This is a genomic window from Burkholderia sp. Bp8992 (assembly GCF_003853705.1).
Classification (GTDB): Bacteria; Pseudomonadota; Gammaproteobacteria; order Burkholderiales; family Burkholderiaceae; genus Burkholderia.
The window spans coordinates 337,514-360,872 of sequence record NZ_QTQI01000005.1 but is presented as its reverse complement, the minus strand read 5'-3'; the positions used below and the strand labels follow the sequence as shown (position 1 = coordinate 360,872).

The window sequence follows — 23,359 nt, the reverse complement described above, 5'->3', positions numbered from 1 at the left end:
TGGCCGACCGTGCCACTCAACTCATTGAGGAACACATGAAGAAAACGCTCATCGCTATGACTGTAGCCACATTGCTTGCAGGGTGCGTGGTTGATCCTCACACAGCTCGCTCGGGTGCTAGGGGCGCGCTTATCGGCGCAGCCGGTGGAGCGGCCATCAGCGCCCTGACGGGAGGGGATCTGGCGCAGGGGGCCGCGCTAGGCGCGGCCGCCGGTGCCACTGTAGGAGTTGCCACTTCTGGTCGCGACCGCCATTATTAATCGATTTGGTGCTTAACGATATGCGGCAACTAGCAGCCGAGAGCGCCGCCGCAGACCCGGTCGAACCTACCGGGGCGGCTGGCACTATGGCGAACGGCATTGTCCGGCAAATTGCAACCTCCGCGTACGAGATTGAACCTGACCGCAATGCGGTGTTCAAGTGGATTACGCAAGCGCCGTTAGCGGCCCTCAGTCACAAAACTGCATTGGAATTGGTAGCAACAGGCAATGGTGACTATGTGCTGAAGTTACTGCAGACATTTCAAAGCCAACGAGAAGCAGGCGGGCTGGAGGCGGTGGCCAAGTATCCTCTGGACGAAGCTAAAGTCACGAAATGCCTCGGATCGGCATAATGATCTTGAGGAATAGATGCAAGATCCTGAGTACGCATATTTGCTGCGACTCGGCGATTACTAGATGATAGTCGCGCCCCCAAAGCGGATTATCACGGAATGCCTATGGATTCTCTGTTCGCGCCATCACAGGGGGCATGTAATCCGCCGAAGATCCGACAGCTTTCCGCTTCGTCGTGAGCGGTCGCCTCCTACGTCTACTGAGTTCTAGTCTTTGACCTGAATAGGCGACATGAACCATCGAGCGGACGATATACGTGCGAGGGATAACATGAAACGTACCACCAACCTAGCCTAGGAACACGGATGAAACGTCTTATTTGGACCACAGCCATCGTCGCGCTCTTTGCAACCGCGTCCACCCGCGGGCAAACCAACGCGACGCAAGCACAGATCGCCGCCTCGCACTCCACAGTGCAGAGGACAACCTATCTTTATGCCACCAAGGATGACCAAAAACTGCACCTAGATCGTCTCGTAGATGGCTCTGTCAAAATAACTGGCAAGCGCGCGGTCATAATCTTCTCCTATGGCGGCGGGTGGGAAGGGGGGGCGCGCAACGATGAGGGCTTTACAGCCGGCCTTGAACATTTCACGTCATTGGGCTATGACGTGATCGCATTGGATTACCGACTGGGCATCAAGATTGCCAAGGAAAGAAATGAGATAACCCCTACTAACGGCACGGAGATGTACCTTCGTGCTATTCAGTGGAGCGTGGAGGATCTGTTCGATGCCACATCATTCGTACTCAAGCATGCAGACGATTGGAATATCGACAAAGATCAAATTATCCTCATGGGCGGCAGTTCCGGTGCCACGAATTCTCTGGTTGCCGAATACAATGTTGCCAACGAAACCGAACTGGCTAGAGTGCATCTACCGGCCAACTTTAGATATGCCGGAGTAATTTCGATGGCAGGCGCATTTTGGCTGAAGGCGAATACACCACTCACGTTCAAGCACAAACCAGCCCCGATTATGTTCTTTCATGGGGCCAAGGATCAGCTTGTTACGTATGACGAGATCGAAGGCCCGTTCTCCGGCTACGGCCCACTTGCATATTTCCGCAAGTTCCCAGGTCCTGATTACCCAAAATGGTTCGTGGATTATCCTCAAGGTGACCACATTATCGCCGGCACGCCGATGATCGACAGCCTAAATGAAATGGACGCATTTCTCGAGAAGCTTGTCAAGGAGCGACAGCAAGTCTCAATCCATACGATCGAGGAAGACAGAATGCCGAAGACTATCGTAAACGCAGCGGCCCTCTTTCCAACGCCATAAAGCTTGGATCACCAATTCATTCTCGCGCCGGGAGATGACGTCAACTCACTCCGGCGTTGCCAATTGAACGGAGTACTTCGTCGGGCAGCCCACGCATCTGCGAAACGGCCCTCGCGCGCACCGCGAACGTCAGGATTACCGCACCGGCGAGCGCCGACGCGCCCGCGAGCACGAATGCACTCGAATAGCCGCCCCCATACTGGACGAGCCAGCCGGTTACGCTCGGCGACAAGATGCCCGCGAGATTCGCAAGCAGGTGAACGAACCCGCCCGCCGAGCCGACGCGTTCGCGCGGCACGATTTCCTGCAGCAGCGACCAGCACGCCTGCGGCGCCATGAACGCGAACAGGCTCGCAATCGCGATCAGCGTAACGGCCGTGCCGAGCGAGCCCACGCGCGATGCCAGCAGCACGCGCCTGATGCACACATCATCGAGCGAACGCCCCTGCACTGCTCAAGTCCACCCTTCGAGCCGCAACGTCGAGCGCACGAGCCGCTGTTCCTCCTGCTCGATCTCGCGCAGATACTCGACGCACTGGCGGATATGTTCGCTCGCGGCCTTGCGCGCCTGATCGGGCAACCGCCCCGTGACCGCGTTGTAGAGCCGCGCATGCTGGCGATCGATCTGCTTCTTCAGCGGCTCGCGGTGATAAAGGTTGTTCACCGACGCGAACACCGAACTGAGCAGCAGGTCGGTCAGCGATTGCAGCGTGTTGACGAGCACGGGGTTGTGCGACGCCTCGCAGATCGCGAGATGAAACGCGTGATCGAGCTTCGCGCGCGCGGCGGGATCGAGATCCTGCGCGTCGGCTGCCGTCATTTCCTCGTAGCGGCGCCGGATCAGGATGAAATCGGCCGGCGTGCCGCGCAACGCGGCGAGCCGCGCGGCCTCGGCCTCGAGCATCCCGCGCACCTCGAACAGGTCGTACAGCGTGCGCGGCTGCGAGCCGAGCAGGTGCATCATCGGCGTGATCTCGCGTTGCGGGGTCAGGCTCGCGACGAACGAGCCCTTGCCGTGCGTCGTGTCGATGATCCCGCGCGCGTGCAGCAGCTTCATTCCTTCGCGCACGGCCGTGCGCGACACGCCGAGCTTCTCGGTCAGCCGCCGTTCGGACGGCAGCGCCTGCCCGGCCTTCAGCACGCCGTCGACGATCAGTTGCTCGATCCGCTCGGCGACGACGTCGGCCACACGCCGCGCCGGCCCTTCTCGATCCTGCATTCCCATACTGGTATGACCACTTTGGACGGATATCGGTGATTTTCGCACAAAGCCTTGTTCATATTGGAACTTCACGATCTCGATCCAGCACCGTACAAGGGCTCTATCAAAAACTGGTATGACCACCTGGAAGACGTCTGGACACGCTCGCGCCGCCCGCCAAGAATCCCCCTTCCGGCGTGTCGCGCATGGCGCGGCCACCCGCATGGTGGAGACAGACCAATGAGTTTCATCTACGACGAACGGATCGACGGCCCGCTGGCGACCGTCGGCCGCGACACGCTCGTCGCCGCGCTCGACGCGGCGGCGCCCGGCCTCGACGTGCTGCACGAACGCGAGGCGCTCAAGCCGTTCGAATGCGACGGCCTCGCCGCGTACCGCACGGTACCGCTCGCGGTCGTGCTGCCCGACACGGTCGACCAGGTGCGCGCGGTGCTGCGTGTCGCGGCCGCGCACGGCGTGCCGGTCGTCGCGCGCGGCGCCGGCACGGGGCTGTCGGGCGGCGCGATGCCGCTCGAAAAAGGCATCCTGCTCGTGATGGCGAAGTTCAACCGGATTCTCGACATCGACCCCGATGCGGGCATCGCACGCGTACAGCCCGGTGTGCGCAACCTCGCGATCTCGCAGGCGGCCGCGCCGCACGGCCTCTACTACGCGCCCGATCCGTCTTCGCAGATCGCCTGTTCGATCGGCGGCAACGTCGCCGAGAACGCCGGCGGCGTGCACTGCCTGAAATACGGGCTCACGGTGCACAACATCCTGAAGGTCGAGATCCTGACGATCGACGGCGACACGCTCACGCTCGGCGCCGATGCGCTCGACGCACCGGGCTTCGACCTGCTCGCGCTGTTCACCGGCTCCGAAGGGATGCTCGGCATCGTCACCGAAGTGACCGTGAAGCTGCTGCCGAAACCGCCGAGCGTGAAGGTGCTGATGGCAAGCTTCGACGACGTCGCCGAAGCGGGCGGGGCGGTTGCGCGAATCATCGGCGCGGGCGTGATTCCCGGCGGACTCGAGATGATGGACAACCTCGCGATCCGAGCGGCCGAGGACTTCATCCACGCGGGCTACCCGGTCGACGCGCAGGCGATCCTGCTGTGCGAACTCGACGGCGCGGCGACCGATGTCGAAGAAGACGCCGAACGCGTCGCCGCGCTGCTGCGCGACGCCGGCGCATCGGAGATCCGCGTCGCACGCGACGAAGCGGAGCGTCAGCGCTTCTGGGCCGGCCGCAAGAACGCGTTCCCGGCGGTCGGCCGCATGTCGCCCGATTACTACTGCATGGACGGCACGATCCCGCGCCGCGAGCTGCCGCGCGTGCTCGAAGGGATCGCGGCGCTGTCCGCCGAATACGCGCTGCCGGTCGCGAACGTGTTCCATGCGGGCGACGGCAACATGCATCCGCTGATCCTGTTCGATGCGAACCGGCCCGGCGAGCTCGACCGCGCGGAGGCGCTCGGCGGCAAGATCCTCGAGCTGTGCGTCGCCGTCGGCGGCAGCATCACCGGCGAACACGGCGTCGGGCGCGAGAAGATCAACCAGATGTGCGTGCAGTTCAACGCCGACGAAATCACGTTCTTCCACGCGGTGAAGGCCGCGTTCGATCCGCAACGCCTGCTCAATCCCGGCAAGAACATTCCGACGCTGCACCGCTGCGCCGAATTCGGCGCGATGCACGTCCATCACGGCAAGCTGCCGTTTCCCGAACTGGAGCGCTTCTGATGCGACGCGAACGCGCAATCGAAATCGAATCGATCGACGACAGCGCGGCGCTCGTCGCGCAGGTCGACGCCGCGATCCACGATCGCCAGCCGCTGCACATTCGCGGCGCGGGCACGAAGGCGTTCGTCGGCCGCGCGGTCGAAGGCCGCACGCTCGACGTGCGCACGCACCGCGGCATCGTTGCATACGACCCGACCGAACTCGTGATCACCGCGCGCGCGGGCACGCCGCTCGCCGAACTCGAAGCGATGCTCGACGCCGCCGGCCAGATGCTGCCGTGCGAGCCGCCGAGGTTCGGCGGCGCGGCCACGGTCGGCGGCATGTTCGCGGCCGCGCTGTCGGGCCCGCGCCGCCCGTGGGCCGGCGCGGTGCGCGACTTCGTGCTCGGCTGCCGCGTGATCACCGGCCATGCGAAACACCTGCGCTTCGGCGGCGAGGTGATGAAGAACGTCGCGGGCTACGACGTGTCGCGACTGCTCGCGGGCAGTTTCGGCTGCCTCGGCGTCGTGACGGAGGTGTCGCTGAAGGTGCTGCCGAAGCCGCGCGCGACCGGCGATCTCGCATTGCCGCTCACGGCGAGCGAAGCCGTGCAGCGCGTCGCCGGATGGCGTCGCGCGGGGCTGCCGCTCGCGGGCGCGTGCCACGCGGACGGCGTGCTGCGCGTGCGGCTCGAAGGCGGCGAGGGCTCGGTAAAGGCCGCGCGCGACACGATCGGCGGCGAACGCATGGACGATCGCGACGATGGCTTCTGGGCGCGGCTGCGCGACCTGTCGCTGCCGTTCTTCGACGATCCGCGCCCGCTGTGGCGCGTCTCGGTGCCCGCGGCCACGCCGCTCGATGCACTCGCCGGCGCGCAGCTCGTCGACTGGGGCGGCGCACAGCGCTGGCTGAAAAGCGACGCCGCCCCGGCCGAGGTGCAGCGGTTCGCCGCGCAGTGGGGCGGCCACGCAGCCTGCTTCACGCCCGGCACGACGCCCGAGCCGTTCCAGCCGCTGCCGCCTGCGCTGCTGCACGTGCACCGGCAGCTGAAGGCGCAACTCGATCCGCATGCGATCTTCAATCCCGGCCGCGTGTACGCGGACGTCTGACGCCAACCCGACTTCGAACCACCGATGCAAACCAATCTCAGCGAAGCCAGCAAGGCCCTCGACCGGGCCGACGAAGCGGAAGCGATCCTGCGCGCATGCGTGCACTGCGGCTTCTGCAATGCGACCTGCCCGACCTATCAAGTGCTCGGCAACGAGCTCGACGGGCCGCGCGGCCGCATCTACCTGATCAAGCAAATGCTCGAAGGCGAGCCGTGCGGCGAGACCACGCAGCAGCATCTCGACCGTTGCCTGACCTGCCGCAATTGCGAGACGACCTGCCCGTCCGGCGTGCGCTATCACACGCTGCTCGACATCGGCCGCGCGGAAGCCGAGAAGCGCGCGCGGCGGCCGGCGCGCGAACGCCTGCTGCGCGCGGGCCTGCGTCACGCCGTGCCGCGGCCGGCGACGTTCGCCGCGCTGCTGAAGGCCGGCCGCGCGCTACGTCCGCTGCTGCCCGGCGCGCTGCAGGACAAGATCCCGGCCGCCGTCCCCGCGGCCGCGCCGCGTCCGGCCGTGCGTCATGCGCGGCGCGTGCTGATGCTCGAAGGCTGCGTGCAGCCGTCGCTGTCGCCGAACACCAACGCGGCGGCCGCGCGCGTGCTCGACCGGCTCGGCATCAGCATCACGCCGGCACGCGAAGCCGGCTGCTGCGGCGCGACCGAATATCACCTGAACGCGCAGGACGCGGGCCTTGCCCGCGCGCGCCGCAACATCGATGCGTGGTGGCCGGCGATCGAGGCCGGCGCGGAAGCGATCGTGCTGACGGCGAGCGGCTGCGGCGCGTTCGTGAAGGAATACGGCGACCTGCTGCGCTCCGACCCCGTCTATGCGGACAAGGCGCGGCGCGTCAGCGCGCTCGCGCGCGACCTCGCGGAAGTGATCGCGGCCGAACCGCTCGACACGCTGGCCGATGCGACGCAGCGCCGTGTCGCGGTGCACTGCCCGTGCACGCTGCAGCACGCGCAGCGGCTCGGTGGCGCGGTGGAAAGCATCCTGACGCGGCTCGGCTTCGACCTGACGAATGTCGCCGACGGGCACCTGTGCTGCGGCTCGGCCGGCACCTATTCGCTGACGCAACCCGAACTCGCGACGAAACTGCGCGACAACAAGCTCGACGCGCTCGAAGCCGCACGGCCGGACCTGATTGTCACGGCCAACATCGGCTGCCAGACTCACCTCAACGGCGCAGGCCGCACGCCCGTGCGCCACTGGATCGAGCTCGTCGACAACCGACTGATCAACTGACCCGATCCCGGAGATAGCCTTTCATACAAAACCGGAGCTCGAATTCGCCGATGTCAACCCCATGCTCGCCCTCAGCCGCGGAGTACGACGGCTTGTCGATTGGCATCGACGACAAGCTCGTGGGCGCCTTGATGCCGCCGTGTCGCATTGCGTGAGGCTCCGATCACCGACTGCCGATCACGCTCACTTTGTCGAAACGTATCGGCGAAACGCAAAATCTATGGTCAGCACGCCGCAGGTCCAAATGCGGTGATTGAAGAAGCGCTGCGCCGAATGGACGCACACTACAGATTCGAAAATCAGATCCCCGACGAACCGTCGGACGAACCTCGCGTTGGCCGCGAGTTCGGTGCACCTGGCCCCCTGACCCGCGATTCGTCTCGCGCGCGGTCCTCATCGCGACAGGTATCCGTCGACCCAACTAACGATAATGTCAGACTTAGGTCAAGTAACGCTAAAGTGCGCCAAGGCCAAGTTGTTCCGACTCGCACTTGGCGGACCTGATCGCCTCATAGAAACTGGATTCGATCGCGACCTCCTTCCGATCGACATGGACGACCCACGCATTGAACATGAAGCGCCAGCGGATACGCCGCTCTTCGAGCATCGCCGCAAACCATCTCCACACCGACGCGTCGTCGGCGTTCGCAGTAGCAGCGGCGGCCATCCGGGCCTCGCAGATTGCCTTCCAGCCCGATGATGGGTCATGGATCGAAATCATGATGTCAGATGATTTTTCGCTCGTGCAATGCGTCGATCTCGTCGTGGCTCAGCCCCAGCCATGCACCCAGGATCTCGTCGGTCTGTTCGCCGAGCCGCGGCGGCGGGCGAAGATACTGGACTGGCGAATCGGACATTCGGATCGGGTTCGCCACGAGCGGCACGCTGCCGGCCGATGCATGCGGCATCTCGATGCGAATGCCGCGCGCCTTGACCTGTTCGTCCGCGAAAACCCGATCAAGCCCATTAATCGGCCCGCACGGCACGCCCGCCTCCTCCATCGCGATGACCCACTCGTCGGTCGACCGGCATGTGGTCACCGCGCCAATCAGCGCAACCAGTTCGTCGCGATGCCGTACGCGTAAAGGATTTGTCGCGAAACGCGAATCGCTCGCCCATTGCGGCTGACCGAGCACCCGACACAGGCTGGCGAACTGACCGTCATTGCCAACAGCGATGATCATGTGGCCATCGAAAGTCGGAAAATCCTGGTAGGGCACGATGTTCGGATGCGCATTCCCCATCCGGTGCGGCACGATGCCACCGACCAGGTAATTGGCCGCCTGGTTCGCGAGCGCGGCGATCTGCACGTCGAGCAGCGCCAGGTCGATGTGTTGTCCACGCCCCGTGCGCTCACGATGGGCAACAGCGGCCAGCACGGCAACCGTCGCATACAACCCCGTCATCACGTCGGTCAGCGCGACGCCGACCTTCACCGGGCCGGCACCTTCCGTGCCGTCGGCGCGCCCCGTCACGCTCATCAGGCCGCCCATCCCTTGTATCAGGAAGTCGTAACCAGCACGTGACGCATACGGGCCCGTCTGCCCGAACCCGGTAATCGAGCAGTAGATCAGGCGCGGGTTCCCGGCGCTGAGCGTCGCGTAATCCAGCCCGTACTGCGCAAGGCCACCGGCCTTGAAATTCTCGAGCACGATATCGGCCTGCTGCGAGAGTTGCCGAACCAGCGACTGTCCGTCCGGCCGGCTCAGATCGACCGCGATCGAGCGTTTGTTGCGATTGGCGCTCAGGTAGTACGCCGATTCGCCCGTCGACTGCCCGTCTGCGTCGAGCAGCCACGGCGGGCCCCACGCCCGCGTGTCATCACCCGTCCCTGGACGCTCGATCTTGACGACATCCGCGCCGAGATCGGCGAGAAGTTGGCCGGCCCACGGCCCGGCCAGCACCCGCGACAGATCGAGTACGCGGAGGCCGGCCAATGCGCCTTGCTGTGCGATCGTTTCCATGGCGGCTCAGAATGCGGCAATGCCGGTGATCGCCCGGCCGAGGATCAGCGCATGGATGTCGTGCGTACCCTCATACGTGTTCACGACCTCGAGATTCACAAGGTGCCGTGCGATGCCGAATTCGTCACTGATCCCGTTTCCGCCCAGCATGTCCCGCGCGACCCGCGCAATGTCGAGCGCCTTGCCGCATGAGTTCCGCTTCATGATCGACGTGATCTCGACGGCTGCCGTGCCTTCGTCCTTCATCCGGCCGAGCCTCAGGCAGCCTTGCAGGCCGAGCGTGATCTCGGTCTGCATGTCGGCAAGCTTCTTCTGGACAAGCTGGTTCGCTGCGAGCGGCCTGCCGAACTGCTTGCGATCGAGCACGTACTGGCGCGCGCGATGCCAGCAATCCTCAGCTGCGCCGAGCGCGCCCCATGCGATACCGTAGCGTGCGCTGTTCAGGCATGTGAACGGCCCCTTGAGACCGCGGACGTCCGGAAACGCGTTCTCCTCAGGGCAGAATACGTCGTCCATCACGATCTCGCCGGTGACCGACGCACGCAGCCCGACCTTGCCGTGAATCGCTGGTGCCGACAAACCCTTCCAGCCCTTCTCCAACACGAAGCCGCGAATCGCGCCCTCGTCGTCCTTCGCCCATACGACGAAAACGTCCGCGATCGGGCTGTTCGTGATCCACATCTTGCTGCCCGTCAGGCGATAGCCGCCGTCGACCTTCCGCGCGCGCGCCGCCATGCCGCCCGGATCGGAACCGTGATTCGGCTCGGTCAGGCCGAAGCAGCCGACCAGTTCCCCCGATGCCAGCTTGGGCAAGTATTTCTGGCGAGTCGCTTCATGACCGAATGCATGGATCGGCACCATCACGAGAGACGATTGCACGCTCATCATCGAGCGATAGCCGGAATCCACACGTTCGACCTCGCGCGCGACGAGGCCATAGCTGACGTAGTTGCTACCCGCGCCGCCATAGGTGTCCGGAATCGTGATGCCGAGCAGGCCGAGCTCGCCCAATTCGCGAAAGATCGCCCGATCGGTCTCCTCGCGACGAAACGCATCCAGAACGCGCGGTGTCAGCCGCTCCTGACAGTACGCGTGCGCGGAATCGCGCACCATGCGTTCGTCCTCGCCAAGCTGCTGGTCCATCAGCAGCGGGTCGTCCCATTGAAACGAAATCAATTTGTGTGCATTAGTCATTTGTTGATCGCCCGCGTGAAGGTGTTACGCCAACTTTATTCGCCACGTATTGTCAAAACAAACGATTTGTTCGCACCAACATGTGCAAAAATCTCACTCGTCGATCTCACTATTCACCTGGACACGCATCATGCGCCGCACAATCCCCTCCACAACTGCCTTGTCCGCATTCGAGTCCGCCGCTCGCCACCAGAGCTTCACGAAAGCGGCGGACGAGCTCGCCGTCACGCAAAGTGCGATCTGTCGTCAGATCGGTGTGCTCGAGGCATTTCTTGGCGTGAAGCTGTTTCGGCGCACCCGCCGCGGCGTGACACTGACCGGAGCCGGTGCGGCTTACAGCCGCCGTGTGGCATCAAGACTCGATCAGATCGAATACGACGCACTGGAGATGATGGCGACGGGCGGCAAAGGCGGTACCCTGGAGCTCGCGGCCGTGCCGACCTTCGCAACCCGTTGGCTGCTGCCGCGCATGCCGGCGTTCATCGATACGCATCCGGACATCACCGTCAATCTGACCGCCATGCCGCGTCCGTTCATGTTCGATGCGACTGGATTCGACGCGTCGCTCCACGCAGGCCTCGCGCCCTGGCCCGGTACGGCCGGCGATTTGCTGATGCAGGAAAGCGTGATCGCGGTCGCCAGCCCGAAGCTGGTCTCGTCGCGCATCCAGCCGACCCGGGCGGACTGGCGGCGCTATCGGTTGCTGCAGCAAAGTACGCGACCGTACGCATGGCGCGAATGGTTCGCGGCGCAAGGACTCGAAATGGAAGGCGACCTGTCCGGACCGCGTTATGAACTGTTCTCGATGCTTGCCGAAGCGGCATCGAGCGGAATCGGAATCGCACTGATTCCTCGACTGCTCGTCGAAGACGAACTATCGCGAGGGACGCTGGTTCAGGTCGGTCGCTACGAACATCCGACCGGGAATGCGTACTTCCTGATCTACCCGGAAGCCAAAGCGGAAAGCTCGACGCTGGCTGCGTTTCGGGAATGGCTGAGCGGCGAAGCGCGACGATACAACGAGAACATTGCGCACATGGCTCAATCACGCGGTGCGCGGCATCACCGGCCCGCACAGTGACTGCATCTGATCGAAACGGCGTTTCGCAAGTGTGCGCGTCAGCTGAAGCGTATGGGCGGCGGACTGGCTCCGTCGCCGCGCCTATAACCTACAGTACCTCGCAAGCGTCGTCGAAACCGAGCCGCGGGCTGCGGGGAAACAGGCCGTCCGGATCGCCATACCCGAGGCAGCAAAGAAAGTTCACGCGCAGTGCCATACCGTCGAAGAACAACTGATCGACCCTGGTCGCGTCGAACCCCGAGAGCGGCCCGCAGTCGAGACCGAGCGTGCGCGCCGCCATGATGAAATAGCCACCCTGCAGCGAGCTGTTGCGAAAGCATGTATCTCGCGCCAGCTCCGGTTGCTCGATGAACATCTTCCCTGCACCCGGCCGATGCGGAAACAGCTTGTCGAGCTGCGTGTAGAACGCCACATCCTGCGCAATGATCGCAACGACCGGCGCGGTACGCACTTTCTCGACGTTCCCCGTAAAAACAGCCGACAACAACTTTTCGCGCGCCGGCAGCGACCGGACGAACACGACGCGCATTGGCGAGCAGTTCATGCTCGTCGGGCCCCATCGGGTCAGTTCGTACAGGTCACGCAGCACCGCATCGGGCACCGCTCGGTCCAACCACGCGTTCTGGCTGCGTGCGTCGGTAAATAGCTGCTGGCGCGCGCGGGTATCGAGCGGCTCGCTCATTCCGTTTTCCTCCAGATCGACCATCGAAAGGCCATGCGCGCGTATCACGTGCGCGTCGCACCGACCATGAAGAACGCCACGATCGCCGGGCTGTTCCCGTTGTTGCGCCATGCATGGCGCGTGCCGTTCTGTACGACGACATCCATCGGCCCGAGCCGCGTCGCCTGCCGGTCATCGAGTTCCAGCCAGATCTCGCCCGACAGCACGATCGCATAGTCGACCGTTACGGTCGCATGCACGCCTGGATGGTCGGGCTCGAACGTCGCTGCGAGATCCGGCATGCGCGCGACACATTCGTTTGCCGCCGCTGCGGGATCAAACTGCGGGGCCGCCATGACCTGATCCGGCGGAAAGGTTACCACCAGGAGACTGGTCGCGCCGGCCGGCGGAATCAGGGTGTCTTTTCCGATCGTCGGATCGGCCGCCGTTGCCAGCGACGGAGATGCCGCAGTTGTCCATACCTGTGCGAATGCATGCCCGGGAATGGAGTCGAACAGGACAGTTCGGGGTGTCGGACCATCGGAAACCACGACGGACCGGCCGTGCGGATCACGGCCGGTCACCACGCGTCGAATGTGCATGAGTTGCCTCGCTGAAAAGAAACGCTTTCGGCCGACGACACCCCGGCGCCGATGTGACGCAGAAGTGTCGCCGATGTGCGTTACGGACAGATCACGTAGTTGCTGAAGCCGCCGTTGCGATTCTCGATCCCGCCCAGCGCGATATTGATGTCCTCCAGCTTGAACGTGCAGTGTTCGAAGACCGACAGATCGACGACGCCGGATTCGACCATGTCCGCCATTTCCTGTCCTTGCCCGGCTGTGAACCAGGCGGAGCCGCTCAGGCGCTGGTCATTGTCCATCATGTAGTGAAGATTGACCGGCACGTCGCCGGCAACCGCGCCGATATTGACGAGATGGCCGCCACGGCGCAGCGTCTTAAGCGATTCTTGCAGCGTCGTATGCGGTGCGCCCGGTCCGAGCGCATCAATCACCGCATCGACACCTTCCCCGCGCGTGATGCGCGCCGCCCATGCGTCGACCGGCTCGTCATCGAGCGCCAGAATCTCGATGCGATCCGGCGCAATCGCCTTCACGCGCTGAAGCAACTCTTTGTTGCGTGCGGTACCGAGAATCTTCCGCGCGCCAAGTGCGAGCCCGAACAGTGCAACCCCAATACCGAGCGTCCCGCTGATGCCGTTGATCAGGATCGTGCTGCTCGGCCCGACTTCCGCCTTCTTCAGCGCACGATAGGCGGTGCCAAGATAGCCGAAGCGCGCTGCGGTCTCATGGCTCAGGTTGTCGGGTATCTTGACCAGGCTGTATTGCGGCGCGGTCATGAACTCGCACAGCCCGCCGTACGGATAGTCGTCGAAGATGGCCTGCGATCGCTGGCTGAACCCGAAATAGCCATTGAATGTGTAGTACGGACAGGCCGTGGTATCACCCGAGCGGCACGCGCGGCAACCGCCGCAATAGCGCGCCGGATTCACGTAGACGCGGTCCCCCACGTTGAATGCATGGACCTGACTGCCGACCTCCTCGATCACACCCGTCGCGTCGAGACCGAAAATCGCCGGCAGCCGGGGAAGCGGCAGGTGGGGAAACCATTTCTGCCAGTTGCTCAGCACGTTGCCGAGGTTGGGCACGATGCCGCATGCCTTGACTCTCACCAGCACGTCGGTCGGCCGCGGCGACGGCACCGGAATATCCTCCACCACCATCGGTGCGCCGACATCGTGCATCCGTGCTGCTCGCATCATCTTCGTCATGTCTGTCTCCTGTCCGTCACTCTTGGTGTATTCACAACACACATTCACCGGCCCGGTCATCTGTCTGCGACTCAAGCCAGGCTAAATGCATGATATCAATTTTTATGCATAAAAATACAAATTCCGCCTGAACTTCATCGCAGGCCGTCGAGACCCTTGACGTCCGTCGCCGCGAGGCCGCCCAGCCGCGCATGCACACGCCCGCCCGTCGCCATCGCGAGTGCGAACGCGATCTCGTTGCGGCGCGGGCCATCCCAGACGGTCACCTCGCACGTGCCATAGTGACTGCGGACATAAGACGCCTGAATATGGCCCAGCGGTACCATCAGGCGCGTACCAACGCCGCCGATCGTCTTGGCCGACGGCACCATTGCTTTCGGCTGGCCCAGCGATTCCCGCATCGCCCAGCCACCGGCTTCGTGCCATACGGCACCATGCTCGAGTTCGCCATCCTCGCCGACGATCGCGCCCTTTCCGTACGCCTGGACGTTCTCCGCGCCGCCGAGCAGCGCCACGGCGCGCGACGACAGGTCATGCCCGAGTTCGCGCAGCGCTTGCATGAACGGCAACAGGTCGGACTCGTACCGCCCCGCATACGGATTCGCGACGATGGCTGTCGCGACCGCAACCCGCAGCGGCTCGCTCACGCGCTCTCCCCCTTCGTGCCAGACCTCCTCCAGGTCGAGCTTGATCTTTCTGACATTGATCAGCGGCATCTTTCTACTCCACGGAAATTGTTCGGATCGCCGGGAGCCAGTTTGTGCTCCCGTGCTTGCATTATATCCATTCCGATGTAATATGCACAAAAACATGTTTTGCGCCCAAATGGAGGAGCAATGAAACTCGTGTCGTATCGCCGGGCCGGCAAGGCCGCTTTCGGTGCAATCAAGGAAGAAGGGATCGTCGATCTCGCGTCGCGCTTGCCCGCGATGTCCGATCTCGCATCGCTGCTCGCGGATGACGCGGCGCTGGAGGAAGCACGCCGGCTCGTCGCCGCGGCCGCGGATTTCCCGTTGGCCGATGTCGAGCTCGAGCCGGTCATTCCACGCCCGAACAAGATCATCTGTGTCGGCATCAACTACGTTGCACATGCTGCCGAGGCCGGCCGTACGGTCGGTAAGTACCCGGTTATCTTCCATCGTTACGCGGAAACTCTGTTGCCGCATGGGGCGCCACTGATTCGCCCGACCGTATCGGACAACTTCGACTTCGAGGCCGAACTCGCGGTCGTGATCGGCCGCGGCGGATCGCATATCGCACCGAAAGACGCGATGAGCCACGTAGCCGGCTATACGTGCTTCAACGATGCCAGCATCCGTGATTGGCAGTTCCATACGCACCAGTACGGGATGGGCAAGAATTTCCGCGGCACCGGCGCGCTCGGCCCGTGGCTCGTCACGGCCGACGAAATTCCGGACTATCGCGAACTCTCGGTCCACGGTCTGTTGAATGGTGAACAGATGCAGATCGGCAAGCTGTCCGAGCTCGCCTTCGACATTCCGGCCCTGATCGCGTACGTATCGCAGGCGCTCGACTGGCAGCCGGGCGACATCCTCGCGACCGGCACCCCGAGCGGGATCGGCTTCAAGCGGCAGCCACCGGTGTTCCTGAAGCCCGGTGACACGTTCGACGTCGTGATTCCGGGTGTCGGCACACTGTCGAACCCCGTTGCCAACGAAGCGTGAGCGATACTCGAACAATCAGGAGACGATCATGGCAGCATTGCCGAAAATTCAGTTCACCCACTGCGGAATCTTCTGCAGCGACCTCGACAGGATGGTCGACTATTACCGCAAGGTGCTCGGGTTCGTGATTAGCGACAAGGGTGTCGCGTCGACCGGACACAATCTGTACTTCATGACGCAGGATCCGGAAATCCATCACCAGCTCGTGTTGTTCGATGGAAAGCCCACCGACCTCCCCTTCAACCCAGTGAACCAGCTTTCGTTCCTGCTCGATTCGCTGGACGACCTGCGGACGTACTACCAGCGTGCGAAGTGCGTGGGCGTCGCCGGTATCGAGCAGGTCGATCACGGCAACGCGTGGTCGATCTATTTCAAGGATCCGGAAGGCAATCCTATCGAACTCTACGTCGACAGCCCGTTCTTTACCGCGCAGCCTTGTCGCGAGCCGCTCGATCTCGATCTGCCGAGCGCCGAAGTGCTTAGACGAACGGAAGCGATGTGCCAACGCCGGCCCGGCTTCCTGACGCGCAACGCGTGGATCGCGGCGATGCGCGAACGCATCGCCGCCCAGCGCACCGCTTTCGACGAATAGACATACCAATCCGCAGCGTCCGCCGCGTTCGACCGCAGGCGGACGCCACCCTGCGAACATAGGGGAGACTACCGGTCATGAAGTGCAATCTGATCGGCGGGTCGTGGCGCACCGGCGCCACTTCACGCCGCAACATCAATCCGTCCGATCTCGACGACGTGATCGGCGAGTACGCGTACGCGGATGCCGAACAGGCACACGAGGCAATCGACGCCGCGTGCAACGCTCAGCGCGGCTGGCGGGACAGCGGCATCCAGGCCAGAGCGAATGCACTCGATACGATCGGCAACGAATTGCTCTCGCGGCAAGCCGAGCTCGGTACACTGCTATCGCGTGAAGAAGGCAAGACGCTTCCCGAGGGCATTGCCGAAGTCGCGCGTGCCGGGCATATATTCAAGTTCCACGCCGCCGAAGCGGTGCGCTCGGGCGGCGAATACCTGCCGTCGGTCAGGCCGCTCGTCGACGTCAGTATCACGCGCGAGCCGGTCGGTGTCGTCGGTATCATCGCGCCGTGGAATTTCCCGATGGCCATTCCGGCGTGGAAGATCGCGCCGGCACTCGCGCACGGCAACAGCGTCGTCTTCAAGCCGGCCGACCTCGTGCCGGGATCGGCGTGGGCGCTCGCGGACATCATCCACCGCAGCGGCATTCCGCCCGGCACATTCAATCTCGTGATGGGGCGCGGCAGTGTCGTCGGCAACGCGATGGTCACCTCGCCGAAGATCCACGCAATCTCGTTCACCGGATCGGTCGATACCGGGCGGAACCTGGTGCTGCAGGGCGCGCGCCAGTTCAAGCGGATGCAGCTCGAGATGGGCGGCAAGAATCCGCTCGTCGTCCTGGACGACGCGGACCTCGACGTCGCCGTCGACTGTGCGATACAGGGTGCATATTACTCGACCGGGCAGCGCTGCACCGCATCATCCCGTTTCATCGTGCAGAAAGGCATTTACACGCGCTTCGTCAACCGTGTTGCGGAGGCGCTCGGGCAACTCCGCATCGGGCATGCGCTCGACGCCGACACGCAAATCGGACCCGTTGTCGACAGCGAGCAACTGCGACTGGATGAAGCGTACGTGGAAATCGGCAGGAATGAAGGGGCGACGCTGACCTGCGGCGGTACAACCGTCGTCCGCAGCACACGAGGCCATTTTCTGACGCCAGCGCTGTTCTCCGATGCGGCACCAACAATGCGCGTCGCGCGCGAGGAGATCTTCGGCCCGATCGCGTGCGCTATCCCGGCAAAGGATTACGACGAGGCGCTGGAGATCGCGAACGACAGCGAGTTCGGATTGTCAGCCGGCATCTGTACGACGTCTCTGAAACATGCGGCGCATTTCAGGCAACACATGCGCAGCGGGATGGTGATGGTCAACGTGCCCACCGCGGGCGTCGACTATCACGTGCCGTTCGGTGGCACGAAGTCGTCGAGCTACGGCCCACGCGAGCAAGGCCGATACGCCGCCGAATTCTTCACGACCGTCAAGACCGCCTACACGAAGGCATACTGAGATCAGTCGGGCGACGGTCCGGTGGACCCGCCCGCACCGCCGGGCGAACGTAGTCGGCTCTGGCGGAACGAATATGAACATGGAGGAGATGTGGACTTCGATTTGATCATTGTCGGTCTCGGCCCGGTCGGTGCAGTCGCCGCCAACCTGGCCGGTCAGGCCGGCCTGCGCACGCTGGTCGTCGACAAGTCGCCTACTGTCTACGACAAGCCGCGGGCAATGGGATTCGACCAGGAAATCATGCGGATCCTGGCCAACCTCGGGATCGCAGACAGGATCGCGCAATACGTGATGCCGTACCGCCCGTCCGAATACCGGACGACCGACACGCGGGTGATTCGCCGCATCGACGCGGCAGCCCCGCCATACCAGCTCGGCTGGGCACCGAACTACGTGTTCATGCAGCCGCAAATCGAAGGGATCCTGCGCGACAATCTCGCCGGCTACCCGTCGGTCAGAGTCGAGCTCGGTGCGGAAGCGACCGCGGTCGAATCGCACGACGATGCCGCATCCGTGACGATCTCGCTGGCGTCGGGCGAGCAACGCACGTTCACCGCGGGCCATGTGCTGGCCTGCGATGGAGGAACGAGCCCGATCCGTACGCGGCTCGGCCTGAACATGGAGGATCTGGACTTCGACGAGCCGTGGCTCGTCGTCGACGTGATGCTCAAGGACGGCGCCGGCGAGCGCCTGCCGGCAACCAACGTGCAGTATTGCGAGATCGCGCGCCCGTCGACGTTCGTCGTCGGCCCCGGCCGCTGCCGCCGCTGGGAGTTCATGATCAACGCGGACGAGACGCCTGCCGAGGCCTGCCGGCCCGAGTTCGTGAAAAAACTGATTTCGCGCTGGCTCGCCGACGACGAATACGAGATATGGCGTGCATCCGCCTACCGGTTTCACGCGCTCGTGCTGCGCCGCTGGCGAGCCGGGCGGATCTTCTTCCTCGGTGACGCAGCGCACATGACACCGCCGTTCCTCGCGCAGGGAATGTGTCAAGGCATCCGGGATGCGTCCAATCTCGTGTGGAAGCTCGCGATGGTTACGCGTGGCAAGGCCGGTACGGCACTGCTCGACAGTTACCAGGCTGAACGGTTGCCGCACGTCAAGCGCACGACACTCGTGACGAAGGGACTGGGCAAGCTGATCTGTGAACGCGATCCGGTCGCGGCCAGCGCGCGCGACGAGCGCTTGCATGCGGAGATGGCCGCCAATCCGCAGGGAATGGTCCGGCAATCGTTGATCCCGGGGTTGAGCGACGGCTTTCTGTCCGCTTCGAGCGACGGGCCACGCGGGCTGCTGTTTCCGCAACCACGCGTGCGGACATTCACCGGCGACGAGCGCCTGCTCGACGACGTGACCGGCGCGACCTTCCGGCTCGCGGTGGACGCACGTACTGATGCCGCGACCGTCGCGCAACTTCGGCTGGCATGCGATCGCCTGCAGTACCCGGCGATCCGGTTCGTCTCGATCGGGCCCGACGCGCTCGCGCCCGATGCCTCGCCGGATACGTATCAGGACGTCAGTGGCGTGCTGACCGGCTGGATGGCGCAACACGATTGCCGTGTGGTTCTCGCCCGCCCCGATCACTATGTGTACGGTGGTTGCCGTGAGCCGCATGCGGCGCTTGCGCTGCTCGACGAGCTCGTGGGCGCGCTGGCGACCAACGGCTCGCAAGCACTTGACGCGCCGGCAACGAGCCTTTGGTCCGGAACCCGCATCATGTAACAGCCCTCAGCGCTCGGTGCTTCGCCCGAGCGCTTTTTTTGTCCGACGAGCCTTGCGACTCAATCTTGCATAGAAGTGAGCTTTGCGCATAAAATTACCGCATTGACAATCCGGAATGCCACGCCATGGATTCGACACCTGCCTCCAATGGTGCCCCGCTCATCGATGTTGCCTTCGCGCGGATGAAAACCTCGATCATCCGGTGTGAACTGGAGCCAGGCACGCGCCTGAAAGTCGAGAGTCTGTCGAAGACCTACGGTCTCAGCAGTTCACCGATTCGCGAAGCACTGAACCGCCTCGCGCAGGACGGAATCGTGCAGGCGACCGAGAATCGCGGCTTCTGGGTCGCACCGATCAGTATCGACGACTTCAAGGACATCACGCGCCTGCGCATCCTGCTTGAACACGAAGCGCTGATGGATTCCATCGAGCATGGCGACGACGACTGGGAAGTTGCCGTGCTGACGGCGTTCCATCGGCTGAGCCTCGCCGAAAAGCGGATGGGGACCGGCCCGGTGGCCCTCGACGACGACTGGTCGGAGCGCCATCGCGCCTACCATATGGCGTTGCTGTCCGCGACGCCGAGCCCGCTGCTGCTGAACATGGTCGGATCGCTGTTCGACCGCGCCGAACGCTATCGGCGCTACTCGGCGCTCCATCGGACGGAGGAACGCCACAAGGGAGCGGAACACGAGGCGCTGATGAAAGCGGCGATCGGACGGGAAAAGGACAAGGCAGCGAAATTGCTGCGCAAGCATATCGAAGGAACGTTGACTCGTGTTGCCGCCGCACTGGAACAGCAATTGGCCTCTGTGCAGTAAGTCGCGCGCAGTGCCCCGATACTGCGTCTGCGAATGCACCCCATTGCGACGACGACTCCCGCCGCCGTCGCACGGATCAATCAGAACATCGTTTGCATGCCGATCCGGCCGATGAACTGCGAGCGACTGCTCGACGGGCCGAACGTCCCGTTGATCGACGCATTCGCCCCCCCGTTCGTCAGCTGATACCCCGATTGCAGATAGACGGCCGTCCGCTTCGACAGATGGTACTTCGCAACGGCCCCCCACTGATGGGCGTGATTGCGGTCGACAACCTCGTTCCCCCACATGTAGGTGTAGGCGACGCTCGCCGAGAATGCCGGCGTGAACTGATACAGTGCGCCGACCTCCGCCGCGTTGACAACCGCGCCGTTGTGCGTGTTGCGCGTGTCAGTGAACAGCGCCGTCAGCAGCAACTTGTCGCCGCGATATTTCGCGCCGAGCCCGTAGTTCCTGATGCTGTCGCCGAGCAATGACGCATAACGCACGTCGGTATAGGCCGCGCCGAACGCAAACGCGCCAGCACTGTAGCTGGCACCGAAGCTTTCCGCGCTGTTTTGGCGGAAATCCCCGGCCACGCCACCGAATGCGTACATTCCGCCGAACCGGAATCCTCCCAGCAACGGACTCGTGTACTTGACCGCGTTGCCAAGAGGCGTGTCGCCGTTCATGCGGTCGAAGTCGAACGCCTCGTTCGGCGGAGAATCGGGAATGCCGAGCTTCGCAAACGGGCCATCCCGGAAGCCGTAGAATCCGCCGCCATACATCGCCATATCGGCCCCGACATCGGCGAACAGCGTGTCGACCATGAAGTCGTACTGGCGTCCGAGCGTGAGCTTGCCGAAGCGAGTGTTATCGAGGCCGACCCATGCATTGCGCGCGAAAAGCCCGGTTCCGGTACCGCTCCCGTTGCTCTTCTGAGCAACCAGATTACCCTGCAGCGTGAACTGCGTTACCAGCTGGAACACCGCGCGGGTGCCGCCACCGAGATCCTCGGTCCCGCGAAATCCCAGCAGGTTGGGCAACGCGATGCCGTCGTCGAGCCGCCATGCAGGGTGGCCCGACGTATTGCTGATGTATGACACACCAGCATCGAGCAAGCCCCAGAGCGTCACGCTGCTTTGCCCATAGGCACACGATACCGGGCCCAGACCCGCTATCGCGCAGGCAATTGACGTAATGACCCACCTTTTCACCATCGTCTCCTCCATACCGTTTACGTAGTCGCCAATATGCACAAGAAATGCCTAAGATGATTTTTTGTGCATATTTATATTCTTTGCGCACACTCTACATGGCTTTGCAAGACGCAAAACTCCGTGTTTACGCGTGAGTGCGCTGCAGCATGAAGACGCACGCCGACGTCGAAGCTGCAGCTACTCCACATGCTGCGGCGGTCGCTACGTGGCACGTCAATGAAGTTGCAAAGGGTCAGCGATCAGCATCCGGGGGGCGAAGGCCGAGAAGCGAGGCTTCGCTTCAAACCGTGATGGTCTTTCAACGCTGCACGTGTTCGTGACTCAATGACTTTCATAACGGTCAAGATGGCGGCGAGTTCGTATTCCCCGATCGCGGCAAGTACGTCATGTCCGGTTGCGATGGGGACACCATGTCGCACGATCCCATCAACTCCAGACCGCGATCTGAAGGGGGAAATGGTTAGGCGAATCGTTGGATTGGATGGCGATTATTCAGAGACTGGCGGGCGATTTCGGCGTGACGAGCCAGGGTGTTGGCCGACTACGGTTCTACCCGTAGCAGGCGAAAACGCCTGCTGCCCGCACGATGGGGCCTTCAGTGTGCATAGGGTCACCAACCCGAGCACGGAGGAAATACACCCGATAGAGAAATCTGCTCGTATGCCCATATGATCGACGATCAGCCCTCCCACGGCGGACCCGATCGCGATGGCGACTTGAACAACGCAAATGAAGAGCGCCGAACCGACTTCGGGGCAGTCAGCGGCATCGTGCTGAGTCCAGATGCTGAAGCACAACGGGATTGCACCGAACGCTACGCCCCAGAGCGATAATGCTGCCGCCTCGCCGATTCGCGCGTGATCCAGTACCACCATCAGCAACAATGCGAAGAACAGCAGAGCCGTCGCGATCGCGGTGGCGACTTTCACGTGGCCATCCATCACCGCCGAAAGCGTCACGTTCGACACGAAGCCGACAATACCAAACAGCATCAGCAGGCTTGAAATCTCCGATACCGAAAATTCCTCTCCGAGACGAGGTTCCAGGTACGTATAGGTGGAAAAATGCGCGCCGAATACGAACCCCACCATCATCAGGCTCAGACGTACGTGCGGCCGACGCAGCAGCGAAATGAAGTCCTGAATGCCCACGGTGGTTTCAGCTGTCAGCTTCGGCACGAAGGCGACCTGCGCAAAAAGCGCTACCGTTGCGAGGACACCGGTCGCAATGAACGATTCCCGCCAGGATGCGAGCGTAGCGATCAGTGTCCCGAGCGGCACACCAATGACAGTAGCCGATGCAACCCCTCCCAGGATGCATGCGATCGCACGCGCAGTATCCCGGGCTTGCACCATGCGCCCCGCCGCCGCGGTCGCGAGCGTCCAGAACGCTCCCAATGCGATCCCCAACAGTGCCCTGCCGGCAAGCATCGTCGTGAAGTTCGTCGAGTACGCACTGACGAAGCTTGAGCACGTCAGCAATCCGGTTAATATCAAAAGTATGTACCTGCGATCCCATTTTCCAGCAACAACCACCGAGGTCGGCGCGGCCAAGGCAGCCATCACACCGGGCAAGGTCATCATCAGGCCCGCCGTCCCGGACGTGACATGCAGATCCAGAGCGATGTGCGCCAGAAGGCCGACCGGTAGAAATTCGCAAGTGACGAACGCAAATGCGCTGACCGCGACGGCAAATACGGCGAACCATTGATGTCGCGAGGTTGGGACATCGATGGGAAACTTCCCGGACGAGCAGCTATTGGAAGGCATGCTATCGGAGCGCGGATGAGGAATGATGGAAGCAACGGACGATACGGTCGACAGCGTGCGCATGACGACACCGGGCTGGTCGCCGATAGCGGAATGAAGGGAGCGCCCCGAGCAGTTGTTGCTCGCGAGACGCTCCTCGAGCGCCAATCCGGAATACACCCGATCAGCGAGCATCCCCCGATTCGCGCCCT

22 protein-coding genes are annotated in these 23,359 nt (G+C 63.1%); 11 read left to right on the top strand and 11 right to left on the bottom strand.

Features of this window, described 5'->3' with window-relative positions:
- Positions 1-280: 280 nt before the first annotated feature.
- Both DIE03_RS10800 and DIE03_RS10795 read left to right on the top strand, forming a co-directional pair.
- A complete protein-coding gene (locus DIE03_RS10800) occupies positions 281-613 on the top strand; it encodes a hypothetical protein (RefSeq protein WP_124450069.1) in 333 nt (110 codons plus the stop codon).
- A gap of 306 nt (positions 614-919) precedes the next feature.
- Positions 920-1,900 (top strand): S9 family peptidase, encoded by a 981-nt coding sequence (locus tag DIE03_RS10795; protein WP_124450067.1) that lies wholly within the window; start codon positions 920-922, stop codon positions 1,898-1,900.
- Between the two features lie 40 nt (positions 1,901-1,940).
- Here DIE03_RS10795 and DIE03_RS10790 read toward each other — a convergent pair whose 3' ends face one another.
- Both DIE03_RS10790 and glcC read right to left on the bottom strand, forming a co-directional pair.
- Positions 1,941-2,312: a hypothetical protein gene (locus tag DIE03_RS10790; protein WP_260434854.1), complete on the bottom strand. Its 372-nt coding sequence runs from the start codon at positions 2,310-2,312 to the stop codon at positions 1,941-1,943.
- A gap of 42 nt (positions 2,313-2,354) precedes the next feature.
- Positions 2,355-3,125, bottom strand: a complete 771-nt coding sequence (gene glcC, locus DIE03_RS10785; RefSeq protein ID WP_124450065.1) for a transcriptional regulator GlcC — start codon at positions 3,123-3,125, stop codon at positions 2,355-2,357.
- Between the two features lie 216 nt (positions 3,126-3,341).
- Here glcC and glcD point away from each other — a divergent pair, with 216 nt between their 5' ends.
- The 3 genes from glcD to glcF are packed head-to-tail and all read left to right on the top strand — an operon-like array spanning position 3,342 to position 7,174.
- Positions 3,342-4,841, top strand: a complete 1,500-nt coding sequence (gene glcD / locus DIE03_RS10780) for a glycolate oxidase subunit GlcD (protein ID WP_124450063.1) — start codon at positions 3,342-3,344, stop codon at positions 4,839-4,841.
- Positions 4,841-5,929, top strand: a complete 1,089-nt coding sequence (gene glcE, locus DIE03_RS10775; RefSeq protein WP_124450061.1) for a glycolate oxidase subunit GlcE — start codon at positions 4,841-4,843, stop codon at positions 5,927-5,929. Before glcD ends, glcE begins: the two co-directional genes overlap by 1 nt.
- A 24-nt stretch (positions 5,930-5,953) precedes the next feature.
- Positions 5,954-7,174: a glycolate oxidase subunit GlcF gene (gene glcF, locus DIE03_RS10770; RefSeq protein WP_124450059.1), complete on the top strand. Its 1,221-nt coding sequence runs from the start codon at positions 5,954-5,956 to the stop codon at positions 7,172-7,174.
- Between the two features lie 454 nt (positions 7,175-7,628).
- On the opposite strand, the gene DIE03_RS10765 is transcribed toward glcF, so the two are convergent.
- The 3 genes from DIE03_RS10765 to DIE03_RS10755 are packed head-to-tail and all read right to left on the bottom strand — an operon-like array spanning position 7,629 to position 10,332.
- The gene (locus tag DIE03_RS10765) at positions 7,629-7,895 is read right to left on the bottom strand and encodes a hypothetical protein (protein WP_109342621.1); all 267 of its coding nucleotides are present in this window, start codon (positions 7,893-7,895) and stop codon (positions 7,629-7,631) included.
- Between the two features lie 4 nt (positions 7,896-7,899).
- Positions 7,900-9,138, bottom strand: a complete 1,239-nt coding sequence (locus DIE03_RS10760) for a CaiB/BaiF CoA-transferase family protein (protein ID WP_109342622.1) — start codon at positions 9,136-9,138, stop codon at positions 7,900-7,902.
- 6 nt (positions 9,139-9,144) lie between these two features.
- A complete protein-coding gene (locus DIE03_RS10755; protein ID WP_109342623.1) occupies positions 9,145-10,332 on the bottom strand; it encodes an acyl-CoA dehydrogenase in 1,188 nt (395 codons plus the stop codon).
- Positions 10,333-10,462: 130 nt separating this feature from the next.
- On the opposite strand from DIE03_RS10755, the gene DIE03_RS10750 reads away from it, so the two are divergent.
- Positions 10,463-11,413: a LysR substrate-binding domain-containing protein gene (locus tag DIE03_RS10750; RefSeq protein ID WP_124450057.1), complete on the top strand. Its 951-nt coding sequence runs from the start codon at positions 10,463-10,465 to the stop codon at positions 11,411-11,413.
- 88 nt (positions 11,414-11,501) lie between these two features.
- Here the strand turns inward: DIE03_RS10750 and DIE03_RS10745 are convergent, their stop codons facing one another.
- The 4 genes from DIE03_RS10745 to DIE03_RS10730 form a co-directional block, all read right to left on the bottom strand.
- On the bottom strand, positions 11,502-12,095 hold the full coding sequence (locus DIE03_RS10745; RefSeq protein WP_124450055.1) for a malonic semialdehyde reductase: 594 nt from the start codon (positions 12,093-12,095) through the stop codon (positions 11,502-11,504).
- Between the two features lie 44 nt (positions 12,096-12,139).
- Positions 12,140-12,676, bottom strand: coding sequence for a cupin domain-containing protein (locus DIE03_RS10740; RefSeq protein WP_124450053.1), 537 nt, complete (start codon positions 12,674-12,676; stop codon positions 12,140-12,142).
- Between the two features lie 80 nt (positions 12,677-12,756).
- Entirely contained in the window at positions 12,757-13,866 is a 1,110-nt protein-coding gene (locus DIE03_RS10735) for an alcohol dehydrogenase catalytic domain-containing protein (protein WP_124450051.1), read from the bottom strand.
- A gap of 134 nt (positions 13,867-14,000) precedes the next feature.
- Entirely contained in the window at positions 14,001-14,582 is a 582-nt protein-coding gene (locus DIE03_RS10730; protein ID WP_109342627.1) for an amino acid synthesis family protein, read from the bottom strand.
- A 120-nt stretch (positions 14,583-14,702) separates the two neighbouring features.
- On the opposite strand from DIE03_RS10730, the gene DIE03_RS10725 reads away from it, so the two are divergent.
- From DIE03_RS10725 to DIE03_RS10705, 5 genes are all read left to right on the top strand, one after another.
- Entirely contained in the window at positions 14,703-15,551 is an 849-nt protein-coding gene (locus DIE03_RS10725) for a fumarylacetoacetate hydrolase family protein (protein ID WP_124450048.1), read from the top strand.
- Positions 15,552-15,579: 28 nt separating this feature from the next.
- Complete coding sequence (locus DIE03_RS10720) at positions 15,580-16,143, top strand: VOC family protein (RefSeq protein WP_124450046.1); 564 nt, start codon at positions 15,580-15,582, stop codon at positions 16,141-16,143.
- 77 nt (positions 16,144-16,220) lie between these two features.
- Positions 16,221-17,654, top strand: coding sequence for an aldehyde dehydrogenase family protein (locus tag DIE03_RS10715; RefSeq protein WP_124450044.1), 1,434 nt, complete (start codon positions 16,221-16,223; stop codon positions 17,652-17,654).
- A gap of 90 nt (positions 17,655-17,744) precedes the next feature.
- Positions 17,745-19,379: a bifunctional 3-(3-hydroxy-phenyl)propionate/3-hydroxycinnamic acid hydroxylase gene (locus tag DIE03_RS10710; RefSeq protein ID WP_124450042.1), complete on the top strand. Its 1,635-nt coding sequence runs from the start codon at positions 17,745-17,747 to the stop codon at positions 19,377-19,379.
- Between the two features lie 125 nt (positions 19,380-19,504).
- A complete protein-coding gene (locus DIE03_RS10705; protein ID WP_124450040.1) occupies positions 19,505-20,200 on the top strand; it encodes a GntR family transcriptional regulator in 696 nt (231 codons plus the stop codon).
- An 80-nt stretch (positions 20,201-20,280) separates the two neighbouring features.
- Here the strand turns inward: DIE03_RS10705 and DIE03_RS10700 are convergent, their stop codons facing one another.
- Entirely contained in the window at positions 20,281-21,411 is a 1,131-nt protein-coding gene (locus DIE03_RS10700) for a porin (RefSeq protein ID WP_260434851.1), read from the bottom strand.
- Between the two features lie 476 nt (positions 21,412-21,887).
- On the bottom strand, positions 21,888-23,342 hold the full coding sequence (locus DIE03_RS10695) for an MFS transporter (protein ID WP_124450038.1): 1,455 nt from the start codon (positions 23,340-23,342) through the stop codon (positions 21,888-21,890).
- Positions 23,343-23,359: the final 17 nt, after the last annotated feature.